This is a genomic window from Actinosynnema sp. NPDC059797 (assembly GCF_042732085.1).
In the GTDB taxonomy this organism is placed as follows: domain Bacteria; phylum Actinomycetota; class Actinomycetes; order Mycobacteriales; family Pseudonocardiaceae; genus Actinosynnema.
Genome location: NZ_JBHWIE010000235.1, coordinates 1 through 11,369, shown reverse-complemented (window position 1 = coordinate 11,369; position 11,369 = coordinate 1). Strand labels below are relative to the sequence as shown.

Annotated in this window: 10 protein-coding genes; 3 read left to right on the top strand and 7 right to left on the bottom strand. The window is 73.5% G+C overall.

All coding sequences use genetic code 11. The features are described 5' to 3' along the window. Positions 1-17: 17 nt before the first annotated feature. Complete coding sequence (locus ACFV4N_RS32240; protein WP_499676416.1) at positions 18-953, bottom strand: sulfite exporter TauE/SafE family protein; 936 nt, start codon at positions 951-953, stop codon at positions 18-20. A 253-nt stretch (positions 954-1,206) separates the two neighbouring features. Here ACFV4N_RS32240 and ACFV4N_RS32235 point away from each other — a divergent pair, with 253 nt between their 5' ends. After that, positions 1,207-1,548 (top strand): hypothetical protein, encoded by a 342-nt coding sequence (locus ACFV4N_RS32235; protein ID WP_499676415.1) that lies wholly within the window; start codon positions 1,207-1,209, stop codon positions 1,546-1,548. A gap of 14 nt (positions 1,549-1,562) precedes the next feature. On the opposite strand, the gene ACFV4N_RS32230 is transcribed toward ACFV4N_RS32235, so the two are convergent. Beyond that, positions 1,563-1,736, bottom strand: coding sequence for a hypothetical protein (locus ACFV4N_RS32230; RefSeq protein WP_499676414.1), 174 nt, complete (start codon positions 1,734-1,736; stop codon positions 1,563-1,565). Between the two features lie 583 nt (positions 1,737-2,319). On the opposite strand from ACFV4N_RS32230, the gene ACFV4N_RS32225 reads away from it, so the two are divergent. Next, positions 2,320-2,568, top strand: a complete 249-nt coding sequence (locus ACFV4N_RS32225; protein WP_499676413.1) for a hypothetical protein — start codon at positions 2,320-2,322, stop codon at positions 2,566-2,568. A gap of 45 nt (positions 2,569-2,613) precedes the next feature. On the opposite strand, the gene ACFV4N_RS32220 is transcribed toward ACFV4N_RS32225, so the two are convergent. The 5 genes from ACFV4N_RS32220 to ACFV4N_RS32200 all read right to left on the bottom strand — a co-directional run bounded on the left by ACFV4N_RS32220 (position 2,614) and on the right by ACFV4N_RS32200 (position 9,937). Beyond that, the gene (locus tag ACFV4N_RS32220) at positions 2,614-5,067 is read right to left on the bottom strand and encodes a galactose oxidase family protein (RefSeq protein WP_499676412.1); all 2,454 of its coding nucleotides are present in this window, start codon (positions 5,065-5,067) and stop codon (positions 2,614-2,616) included. A 148-nt stretch (positions 5,068-5,215) separates the two neighbouring features. Continuing rightward, complete coding sequence (arfA, locus tag ACFV4N_RS32215) at positions 5,216-6,712, bottom strand: arabinosylfuranosidase ArfA (RefSeq protein ID WP_499676417.1); 1,497 nt, start codon at positions 6,710-6,712, stop codon at positions 5,216-5,218. 34 nt (positions 6,713-6,746) lie between these two features. Beyond that, complete coding sequence (locus ACFV4N_RS32210; RefSeq protein WP_499676411.1) at positions 6,747-7,637, bottom strand: carbohydrate ABC transporter permease; 891 nt, start codon at positions 7,635-7,637, stop codon at positions 6,747-6,749. Beyond that, positions 7,634-8,587, bottom strand: a complete 954-nt coding sequence (locus ACFV4N_RS32205) for a carbohydrate ABC transporter permease (protein WP_499676410.1) — start codon at positions 8,585-8,587, stop codon at positions 7,634-7,636. Before ACFV4N_RS32205 ends, ACFV4N_RS32210 begins: the two co-directional genes overlap by 4 nt. Positions 8,588-8,608: 21 nt before the next feature. Then, positions 8,609-9,937 (bottom strand): ABC transporter substrate-binding protein, encoded by a 1,329-nt coding sequence (locus ACFV4N_RS32200; protein WP_499676409.1) that lies wholly within the window; start codon positions 9,935-9,937, stop codon positions 8,609-8,611. 372 nt (positions 9,938-10,309) lie between these two features. On the opposite strand from ACFV4N_RS32200, the gene ACFV4N_RS32195 reads away from it, so the two are divergent. Beyond that, positions 10,310-11,341 (top strand): LacI family DNA-binding transcriptional regulator, encoded by a 1,032-nt coding sequence (locus ACFV4N_RS32195; protein WP_499676408.1) that lies wholly within the window; start codon positions 10,310-10,312, stop codon positions 11,339-11,341. Positions 11,342-11,369: the final 28 nt, after the last annotated feature.

Below are 11,369 nucleotides of genomic sequence, written 5' to 3'. Positions count from 1 at the left end.
AGCCCGGTGCGATCGGATCAGGCGGTGGCCGACTTGCTCTCGTCGGCCTTGTCCGCCTCCGCTTCCGCGACGATCCGGCGCTCCTCCTCGCGATCGGCGCGGTACGCCCGGATGGAGTACGCCAGCGCGGCGGCCCACACCAGGTAGATCACCGCGTAGATCGGCCACTTGACGCTGTCGCTCGCGTCGATCCAGTCACTGCGGAGCAGCGTGCGGGTGTTGGTGAGGATGATGAGACCGCCGACCGCCGAGCCGAGCACGCGCGGCGGGATGTGGCGGACGAGCCAGGCCGCGATCGGCGCGGCGATCACGCCGCCGATGAGCAGGGCGAGCACCCAGGTGTAGTCGACGCCCTGCGAGCCGAGCCCGAACAGGAAGCCGAGGCTGGCGGCCACGGCGACCAGGAACTCGCTGGTGTCGATCGAGCCGATCGTCTTGCGCGGCTCCAGGCGACCGCTGGCGAGGATGGCCGGGGTGCCGACCGGACCCCAGCCGCCGCCACCCGTCGAGTCCACGAAACCCGCGACCAGGCCCAGCGGCCCGAGGAAGCGCTTGCGCAGCGGCTTGCCCAGGTTGTGCCGGGGCAGGCCGAACGTCGTGAACCGGCCCAGGATGTAGACGCCCAGCGCCAGCAGGATCAGCGACATCACCGGCGCGGCGGTCTCGGTCGACAGGCTGGACAGGAACGTGGCGCCGGCGAAGGCGCCGATCGCGCCGGGCACGCCGATCTTCGCGACGACCTTCCAGTCCACGTTGCCGAAGCGCCAGTGGGCCAAGCCGGACACCAGCGTGGTGCCGATCTCGGCCAGGTGCACGGTCGCGGAAGCGGCCGCCGGGCTGGTGCCGATCGCCAGCAGCAGGGTGGTCGACGTTACGCCGTAGGCCATGCCCAGGCTGCCGTCGACGAGTTGGGCGCCCAGGCCCACTAACGCGAGTAGCACCAGTTGTCGCATGTCGGCATCCATTCGCTCGGTGCGGGTTGCCAGAATCATCCGGACTGGACGGTGGTGGGCCAACAGCGTCCACATGTCGGAACGGCCGGGCCGCAGGAGTGCGGTCCGCGGGTGTCCTCTTGACCCTGTTGCCCTGAGCGTGTCCCGGAAACGCGCCGGTTAAACATGGCTTGACCAGCCCGTACAAGATTCCTCAAAGATTGCTCCGAAGCACCGCGCCCACAGTGGGACCCGGCGGCGGTGGGGAGGGGTCATGGACGCGGGAGGCACGGGGGCGGGCGGCGGCATCGTCGTGGACGAGGAGAACGTCCTGGAGATCGGGGCGGCTTTCCTGGGTGGGGCCCGGCGGTTGGCGGAGTTGGTCGACGCCCTCGCCGGGCGGATGGTCACCGGGCCCGCGCTGGGGGACCCGGCGAGCGCGGACCACGCCGAGGAGCTGAACCAGCGGCTGGTGGTGCGGGAGGACTCGTACGTGGCGCGGGCGCGCGGGTACGTGGCCGAGCTGCACGGCGTCGCCCGGCAGTGCGAGGCGTCGGCCCGCGCGTACGGCTTCACCGACGACGAGATCGCGGCGGCGTTCGGCAAGGGGGTGTGAGCGGTGGTGGTCGGTCACTGCCGGTACGAGGGTTTCCCGCTGGAGCAGAAGATCGCGTGGATCCGCGAGGGCGCGAGGCCGGGCGCGTTGGCCGAGGCGCGGTCGGCGCCGGCGGAGTTGACCGGTGCGCTGGTCGAGTCCGAGCAGCGCTTGCGGGACCTGGTGGCCCGGCTCGGCGGCGCGAGCACGAGGCGGCGCCGCGCGTCAACGTGGCGAACCTGCCGGTGCTGGAGGAGATGCCGAGGATCATGGCGGAGTCGGAGCCGCCGGCGACGGTGTGCCCGCCGGTGGGGGTGGAGCGGCACGAGGTGGTGCGCGAGCCGGCCCGATCCGACCGCGACGAAGTCGGTCCACAGAGGACGGAGGAGGATGGAACCCGGGACCGGCGCGGGGAGACCGGGCCCGAGGACCGGAAGACCGAGGACCGGAGGACCGGGGGCCGGGACGACAGGTCCGCGGACACGAGGCCCGACCGGGTCGAGGGTTCGTCGCCTTCGCCCGACCGGGCGGGCCTCGGGCTCGACGCGGTTCGGCCTGCGCAGCCCGGTCCACCGGGGGCGGACGCGGTGAGCACGTCGTCGAGCGCGCCGGTGGGGGAGCGGCCGGAGGGGGGTGTTCGGCCGCCGGTGGCGGAGGCGCCGCAGCCGGGGGCGCGACCGGGCTTCGGCCCGGGGACCGGTGTGGCGCCGCCGTTGCCGGTCGGGGGGATCGGCGGTGGGCGCGACCTGCCGCGGTCGGCGGGCGGGGCCGGGCTGTCCGGTGGTGCGCCCGGTGCGCGGTCGGTGGGCGGGCGCGGTGGTGCGCTCGGCGGTGTGGCGGTTGCGGGCGCGGGGCGCGGTGGCCGGTCGTGGCGGCGGTTCGCGGGTGGTGGGGTTCCACGACGCGCCGGCGGGCCGGCACCTCCAGCTCCGCCGCGACGGGTGGGTGACGGTGGTGCCGGCTTCGCCCGCGCAGGTGGCGGCCCGGGTCCGCGAGGTGCTGGACGAGGAGCCGGCGGTTCGCCTGTCCACTGTGGAGTGACGGATCCGTGGCGGGACCGCGCCGGCGGCCCCGCCACCGGTGCGGTCAGCCGATGCGGATGGGCTTGCCGACGCTGGGGACCCCGTTGCGGTCCAGGGCGAACAGCAGGTAGGAGCCGGGCAGCGCGACGCCGGGGTCGGTGGGCACGGTGATCCGGTAGGACGTGGCGCCGACGGCCTGCGGGGTCAGGGGGATGCGCCGCTGGTCGTTGTCGACCGAGTGGGTCACCGAGCTGGTGCGCATGAGCGCGAAGCGGGTGACCTGGCGGTCGGTGCCGATGGTGACGGTGGCGCCGTGGCCGGCGCGGGCGGGAGCGGTGGTGATGGCGGGGCGCGGTCGGGGCGTGCCGTCGGGGTTGAGCAGGTAGGGCGGGGTGAGGACCTGCCCGTCGGGGTGGTTGGTGGCGCAGTTGCCGCAGAGGCCGCCGCCGCCGGAGAAGACGCGGCCGTCGGGGAGCAGGTTGGCGACGCTGTGGTACGTGCGGGGCACGGCCATGGGCGCGAGCGGGGTGAAGCGGCCGGTGGCCGGGTTCCACAGCTCGGGGGTGAGGACGGCGGTGCGGTCGCTGAAGGGCACGGGCCGGCCCTGGCCGCCGAGGACCACCACGGTGCCGTCGGGCAGGACCACGCTGTTGGCGAAGGCGCGGGCGTGGGCCAGGTCGGCGGTGCGGGTGACGACCGCGGCGCCGCCGGTGATGTCGATGGTGTGGGCGCGGGCGGTGGCGTCGACGTCCTGGTAGGCGGTGGCGCCGCCGACGGTGAGGATCTTGCCGACGTCGTACATGACGGCGTTGCCGTTCATGGCGTCGGCGCTGTCGCCGCGGACGCCCGCGTCGGTGACGGAGCCGCTGCCGGTGGTGCCGACCCAGTTCATGCGCCTGCTGGGGCCGGCGTGGAAGACGCGGCCGCCGCCGACGGCGAACAGCCAGGTGTGGTTGTCGGCGCGGTAGACGCCCTGCGGGTCGGCGGTCAGGAACGGCTCGGGCGGCACGCCCGGCAGGGTGCGCCAGCTGTTGGTGGTGGGGGAGTACACCTCGGCGGTCTTGTCGCCCTGGCCGCCGCTCCAGGAGCCGCCGACGGTGAACGCCTCGCCCGTGGACAGCGTGGTCTGGCCCTGGTAGCCGCGCGCGATCGCCAGGTCGGGCGCGTCGGTCCAGGCGTCGGTGGCGGGGTCGTAGATGCTGGCCTCGCCCGCGTCGCTGCCGCCGGTGACCAGGACCCGCCCGTCGGGCAGCACGGAGGTGCCGGGGCAGAACATGTCGTGGCCGGTGTTGTCGACGCGGCGCCGGCTGACCTGACCGGTGGCCAGGTCCAGGATCGCGGTCTGGGTGTAGCCGTTGCTGCCGCCGAAGGCGTCGGCGGCGTAGGCGGACCAGGTGAGCAGCTTGTCACCGGGCAGCAGCGCGGAGGCGACGGGCACGATGGGGAACCCGGTGACCGGTCCCCACGCGCCGAGCGCACTGGCGTCGACCGGCCCGAGCAGGTCGATCTCGGCGGCGGAGGTCCACGGTCCCCGGCCGCCTGCCTCGGTGAGCGCGGTCAGCCGCACGTACCGGGCCTGCGCGGTGAAGGTGGCGGTGTGGACGCCCGTGGTGTCGGGCCAGGTGCCCTGCGCGACCGGCGCGCCGAAGGTGACGCCGTCGGTGCTGGTCTGCACGCGGTAGTCGCCGATGCGGCCGTTGGGGCCGTCGCCGCGGGTGCGCACGGAGATGCCCGAGATGGTCCGGGTGCCGCCGGTGTCCAGGGTGATCCAGTGCGGCAGCGGGCTCACCGGCGAGGTCCAGTGGGAGTGCCACAGGGTGTCGGGGGAGCCGTCGAGCACGTTGGCGGCCCGGCCGTCCTCGCCGGAGGTCTCCTCGTCGGAGGCGGTGGCCACCCAGCCGGTGCGGTCGAGCGGGCCGAGGGGCGCGGCCGGCGCGCCGAGCAGCCTGATCTCGGCGGCGGAGGTCCACGGTCCCCGGCCGCCGGCCTCGGTGAGCGCGGTCAGCCGCACGTACCGGGCGGTGGAGGCGGCGAAGGCGAACGTCTTGGCGGAGGCGTCGTCGGCGGCGGTGCCCGTGGCGACCGGGGCGCCCCAGGTGGCGCCGTCGGTGCTCACGTGAATCTCGTAGCGCCCCACGGTGCCGTTCCCGCCGCCGGGGCGCGGGGTGTAGACCAGGCCCGAGACCCGGTGCGCCTGCCGCGTGTCGAGCGTGATCCACTGCGGCAGGGAGGCGGTCGTCGTCCACGGGCTGTGCCAGATGGTGGCCGGGTCGCCGTCGAGCACGTTGGCGGCCCGGCCGTCCTCGCCCGCGGTCTCCTCGCCGGAGGCGGTGGCCACCCACCCCGCGTGGGGCAGCGCGGTCGCGGTCGGCGTCATCGCGTCGGCGCTGACCGCGACGTGCCGGTGCCGCGCGTGCGCCGCGTGGTCGGGTTCGGCGGGCCGCACCGCGTGCGGCACCGCCACCACCCCCGCCACCAGCACCAGCACCGACAACCTCGAACGCGCGCGTCCGGCCATGTCGCCCCCTCCGCAGCCACACGGTGACCCCCGCCGTGTGCCCGTCTTCTCGCGGGCTCGGCGACGGGCATTACGGGACCGCGTCGAATTCAGGCCCTACGGGGGTGTCGAATGCGTCGAACGCCGCACGTGGCTGCGCCGGCCGGTCCTACGGCGCGGTCGGATCGCCGAGGGTGACCGCGCACCAGGACACGGGCGGCAGCACCACCCGCAGGACGCCGTCGACGACCTCGGCCGGGTGCGGGCGCGGCACGACGCGGTCGGGGTCCTCGGCGGTGTTGACGGCCGAGGGGTCCGCGTCGTGCAGCAGCCACGCCTCGGCGGTCCGGGCGTCGCCGGCGGGCACGCGCAGCTCGACGGCCTCGGTCCGGTGCCGGTTGACCGCGAACACGGACGTGCTCCCGTCGTCGTCGCGGGTGGCGACCGCGTCGACCGCCGGCACGTCGCCGAACCGGGCGGTGGGCAGGGTGGGCGCGTCCACCGAGGTCCGCAGCACCCGGCCGCGGGCCAGCCGCGAGGTCAGGGCGAACGGGTGGAAGGTGGTCTGCCGCCACGCCGGGCCGCCGGGTTCGGCGCGGATCGGGGCGATGACGTTGACCAGCTGCGCCTGGCAGGCCACGGCCACCCGGTCGGCGTGGCGCAGCAGCGAGATCAGCAGGCTGCCCACCACGACGGCGTCGGTCACGTCGTAGGTGTCCTCGATCAGCCGGGGCGCGACCCGCCACTCGGTGGGCGGGTCGGCCTGGTACCGGCTCATGTACCAGACGTTCCACTCGTCGAAGGACAGGGTGATGCGCTTGTCGCTCTTGAGCCGGGCGCCCACGGCGTCGGCGGTGGCCACCACGCGGTCGATGAAGCGGTCCATGTCCACCGCGGACGCCAGGAAGCTGTCCACGTCGCCGTCGACCGGTTCGTAGTAGGCGTGCAGCGAGATGTGGTCGACCAGGTCGTAGCACAGCTCCAGGACGGTCGACTCCCACTGCCCGAAGGTCGGCATCTGCGAGTTCGAGCTGCCGCAGGCGACCAGCTCCAGCCCCGGCTCGGCCTGGCGCAGCGCCCGCGCCGTCTCCGCGGCCAGCCGCCCGTACTCGTGCGCGGTCTTGTGGCCGGTCTGCCACGGGCCGTCCAGCTCGTTGCCCAGGCACCACAGCCGCACCCCGTGCGGCTCCTCGGTCCCGTTGGCGCGCCGCAGGTCCGACAGGTGCGTGCCGCGCTCGTGGTTGAGGTACTCGTGCACGTCGAGCGCCTCCTCGACGCCGCGGGTGCCGAGGTTGACCGCGTACATGACCTCCGCACCGGCCTTGCGCGCCCACCGGGCGAACTCGTCGATGCCGACCTCGTTGGTCTCGATGCTGCGCCACGCCAGGTCGCGGCGCACCGGGCGGTCGGCGACCGGGCCGACACCGTCCTCCCAGCGGTAGCCGGAGACGAAGTTGCCGCCGGGGTAGCGGACCACCTCGACCCCCATCTCGCGGGTCAGGTCCAGCACGTCGCCCCGGAACCCGTCCTCGTCGGCGGTCGGGTGGCCCGGCTCGTGGATGCCGGTGTAGACGCAACGGCCCAGGTGCTCGACGAACGAGCCGAACAGCCTGCGCCGCACCGGGGCGAGGACGTGGTCGGGGCTGAAGGCGAGCGAAGCGGTCAGCACGGTTCTCCTGCGGTGGTTCGGGATGGAGGGACTACTTGAGGGCCCCGGTCGCGGCGCCGCCGCGCCAGAAGCGCTGGAGCAGGACGAACGCCACGACCAGCGGGACGATCGCCAGCAGCGAGCCGGTGACCACGAGGTTGAACAGCACCCTGGTGCCCGCCTCCTGCTGCGCGGTGTTGAACCAGGTGGTCAGCCCCACCGTCAGCGGGTAGAGGTCGGCGTCGCTGAGCATCACCAGCGGCAGGAAGTAGTTGTTCCACGTCGCCACCAGCGTGAACAGGAACACCGTCACCAGCGCCGGGCGCAGCAGCGGCACCACCACCTGCCAGAAGATCCGCAGCTCGCCGGCCCGGTCGACGCGCGCGGCGTCGAGCAGCTCGACGGGCACGCCCTCGGCCACGTACACGCGCACCAGGTAGGTGCCGAACGGGCTGAGCAGCGAGGGCAGCACCACCGCCCACACCGTGTCCACCAGGTCCACTTCGGACAGGATCAGGTAGGTCGGCAGGACCAGGGCGGTGGCGGGCACCATGATCATGCCCAGCAGCGCCGTCTCGAACAACCGCTTGCCCGGGAAGGAGAACCGGGCCAGGCCGTACCCGGCGAGCGCGGCCAGCGCCGTGGCGCCCACCGCGCTGAGCCCGGAGTACAAGGCGGTGTTGAGCAGCCAGCGGCCGTACACGCCGTCGTCCTCGCGGAAGAGCTGCCGCACGTTGTCGACCAGGCTGAACTCCTCGCCGAACCACAGCGCCGGGCTGGACAGCAGGTCCGCCTGGCTCTTGGTCGCCGCGATCACCACCCACAGCAGCGGCACCAGGAAGTACAGCATCCCGGCCGCCATCAGCAGGTGCGGCAGGCGGTGCCCGGTCCGGTTTACTGCTGTCCGGTTGGCCGCTGCCCGGTTCGCTGCGGTCCGGTTCACGGCGTCCCCCCTCGGCGTCGGCGCACCAGGACCACGGCGTAGGCCACCACGAACACCACGAACCCGAGCGCGAAGGAGATCGCCGCGGAGTAGTGGAAGTCGGAGTAGGCGAAGGCCTGGTTGTAGGCGTAGAGGTTCGGCGTGTACCCGGCGGACACCGCGGGCGCGAACCGGGCCATGACCTGCGGCTCGGTGAAGAACTGCAGGGTGCCGATGACGGTGAACACCGCGGCCAGGGCGATGGCCTGCCGGATCGCGGGCACCTTCACCCGCAGCGCCACCTGCACCGGGCCCGCGCCGTCGATCACGGCCGCCTCGTGCAGCTCGCGCGGCACCCCCTGCAGCGCCGAGTACAGCACGATCATGTTGTAGCCGGTCCACGCCCAGGTGACGATGTTGCCCAGCGAGGCCAGCAGCAGCGAGCCGCCGAAGAAGTCGATCGGCTCGCCGCCCACCAGCTCGGGCAGGCCGGCGAACGGGCCGAACGTCCGGCTGTAGAGGAAACCCCACATCAGCGCGCCGATGACGGCGGGCACGGCGTACGGCATGAACGCGATCAGGCGGAACGCGACCGCGAACCTCGTGGTGACCGCGTCCAGCGCCAGCGCGGCCACGAGCGCCGCGCCCAGCATGACCGGGATCTGCACCGCGCCGAACACCACCACCCGCAGCAGCCCGTCGAGCAGCACCGGGTCGGTGAAGGCGCGCGCGTAGTTGTCCAGGCCGGTGAAGCGGGTGCCCAGGGCCAGGCTGCGGCTGGACAGGCTCAGCCAGAACGCGTAACCCAGCGGCACCACCAGGAACGCGACGACGACGAGGAAGAACGGCAGGACGAACAGCGCGCCGGCCACCGGGTGGGCGGTCAGCCGGCGCGACGGCCGGCGCGGTCGTGGGGGTGCGGGTGCCGGTGCGCCGGTCGTGGGCGCCTCGGCCGTGCGTGCCCGGGTCATGGGGCCTCCTGGACCTGGTCGCTACCGGGTGACCTCGAAGCCCTGCTGCCGGGCGTAGGCGATGACGTTGCGCTCGGTCTCCTCCAGCACCGTGCTCCACGGCCTGCCGCCCTCCATCGCCTCGGCGGCGCGGTCGGTCAGCTCGCCGAACACGAAGTCCTGGAACGGCGTGTACTGGAACTCGCCCAGCTTTTGCGACACCGGCACGAAGATCTCGTTGACCTTCTGCCCGTCGAAGAACTCGTAGGCCTTGCCGGTGAACGCCGGGTCCGCCGCGACCTCCTCCACCAGCGGGTACAGGAACGCCTTGTTCAGCCCCACGTCCCAGGCCGCCTTCGAGCGGCCGAACAGCTCGCGCGCCACCTTCGTGGCCGCCTCGGGGTTCTTCGCCTGCTTGGTGACGGTGAACGTCGAGCCGCCCCAGTCGCCGTGCTCGTCGGCGCCCGCCGTCCACTGCGGCATCGGCGCCACGGCCCACTTGCCCGAGGTGTTCTTCAGCGAGCCCGCGACGTAGCCGGGCGTCCAGCCGGCCGCAGCCCAGGTCCAGTACTTGCCCGAGTCCAGCGCGGCGGTGGCGTCGGCGGTGAAGAACGGGTCCTTGGCCATCAGGCCCCGGTCCACCAGGTCGCCGAGCAGGTCCAGCACCTTCCGGCACTCCGGCGCGGTCAGGTCGATGCGCACCCGCTGGGGCGCCTGCGCCCGCGAGTAGCCGTAGGGGCGGCAGCCCGCCTGCCACATCAGGCCGTTCAGCCAGCCGCCGTCGCTGCCGAAGCTGGCGATGAACGCGTTCGGGTCGGCCGCCTTGACGCGGGCCGCGGCGTCCGCGTACTCGGCCCACGTCGTGGGCACCGGGATGCCGTGCTGCTCGAAGAGGTCCTTGCGGTACATCAGGGCCATCGGGCCGCCGTCCACGGGGATGGCGTAGACCTCGTCGCCGTCGGTGGCCTGGCTCCACGCCCACTCGGCGTAGAGGTCCTCGTCGTCGTTCGCGCCGTACTGGCCCATGTCCACCAGGGCGTCGAGGATGACGAACGTCGGGATCTGCTGGAACTCGACCATGGCCACGTCCGGCGCGCCCTTGCCCGCCGTGAACGCCGTCTTGAGCTTGGCGTACTGGTCCGGGCCGGTACCGACGTTGGTCCACTCGACCTGCACGTCGTCGTGGGCCGCGTTGAAGGCGTCGACCACGCCCTTGAACTCCGGGTACCAGGCCCACACCGACACCCGGACCGGGCCGTCGCCGTCCCCGCCGTCGTCGGCGCCGCAGGCCGTGGAGGCGAGCAGGCAGCCCGCGGCCAGCACCGACCCGACGGCCCGCCACACCTTGCGCGACCGGTTGACACGAAGCACGAGGCAGCACCTTTCCGTCGCGGCACACCAGCGGGCACGCGCGACTGCCATCACGGAGCGTCACCGGCACGCCGGGAGGGATGACGTGCCGAGCGGTGATCCCGCAGGGCGGACGCCGTGGTCCGCCGGGATCGGTCGGGTGTCGCACCACGTCGGGAACCCGGTCGCGCCGGACCGGTGAGCCGCCGTGATACCGGGCTTTGCTGCGCTGCAAAGCACTATGGCGCGCCTTTTGCCGCGCTGCAAGACCCAATCCGCTCAGGTTCCGGCCCGACCCCCGCAGTGCCGGCTTGTCCCGGGGCGCGTCGCCGGGCACACTCCTTGCAGCGCTGCAACGGCGAACGGGCCGCGCAGGGGACCCGCAGGAGAGACATGCGCGATGCCACGCTGCGTGACGTAGCCTTGCTCGCCGGGGTGTCCCCGCGCACGGTCTCCAACGTGGTCAACGGCTACGCCAGGGTCACCGAGAGCACCCGGCAGAAGGTCGAGCGCGCCATCGCCGAGCTCGGCTACCGGCCCAACGTGCTGGCCCGCAACCTGGCCAACGGCCGTTCCGGGCAGATCGCCGTGGTCGTGCCCTACCTGGACACGCCGTACTTCTCCGAGCTGCTCCAGGCCATCATCCCCAGGGCCCGCGAGCGCGGGTACAACGTCCTGGTCGACCAGACCGACGGCGACCCGCACCACGAACGGGACCTGCTCCGCCGGGGCGGTCGCGCGTTCCTGTTCGACGGCATGATCTTCAGCCCGCTGGGCCTGGCGCAGGAGGACCTGCCGGACGACCCCTCGCTGCCGCTGGTCGTCCTGGGCGAACGGGTGTCCAACGGGGTCTTCGACCACGTGGGCATCGACGACGTGGCCGCCTCCCGCACCGCCACCGCCCACCTGATCGAACTGGGCAGGCGGCGCATAGCGGCCATCGGCGACCAGCCCTATCCCACCGGCGAAGCCGCCCAGCTCCGCACCCGCGGCTACCGGCAGGCCCACGCGGACGCCGGCCTGCCGGTGGACGAGTCGCTCGTCATCGGCACCCCGCGCTTCAACCGCGCGGACGGGGCCGGCGCCATGAGCAGGCTCCTGGACCGGGACGACCCGCCGGACGCCGTCTTCTGCTACAGCGACCTGGTGGCCCTGGGCGCGCTGCACGTCGCCCTGGGCCGGGGGCTGCGCGTGCCGGAGGACCTGGCCCTGATCGGCTACGACGACATCGAGGACGGGCGCTACTCCAACCCCCCGATCAGCACCATCTCGCCCGACAAGGAGGCCATCGCCACCACCGCCGTGGACCGGCTCCTGGAGCGCATCGCCGGCGACCGGCCGTTGGCGGGGGTGGAGGTGCGCGCCGGGCACCGGCTGGTGGTCCGGCAGAGCACCGCCGGGCGCGCCGCCCCGGACGCCGGCTGACCGCCGGGGTCGTCGGGTCGGGCGGGCC

Coding starts and splice junctions, on each gene's coding strand:
- ACFV4N_RS32240 (WP_499676416.1), bottom strand. CDS start 953: ATGCGACAACTGGTGCTACTCGCGTTAGTGGGCCTGGGCGCCCAACTC.
- ACFV4N_RS32235 (WP_499676415.1), top strand. CDS start 1,207: ATGGACGCGGGAGGCACGGGGGCGGGCGGCGGCATCGTCGTGGACGAG.
- ACFV4N_RS32220 (WP_499676412.1), bottom strand. CDS start 5,067: ATGGCCGGACGCGCGCGTTCGAGGTTGTCGGTGCTGGTGCTGGTGGCG.
- ACFV4N_RS32205 (WP_499676410.1), bottom strand. CDS start 8,587: ATGACCCGGGCACGCACGGCCGAGGCGCCCACGACCGGCGCACCGGCA.
- ACFV4N_RS32195 (WP_499676408.1), top strand. CDS start 10,310: ATGCGCGATGCCACGCTGCGTGACGTAGCCTTGCTCGCCGGGGTGTCC.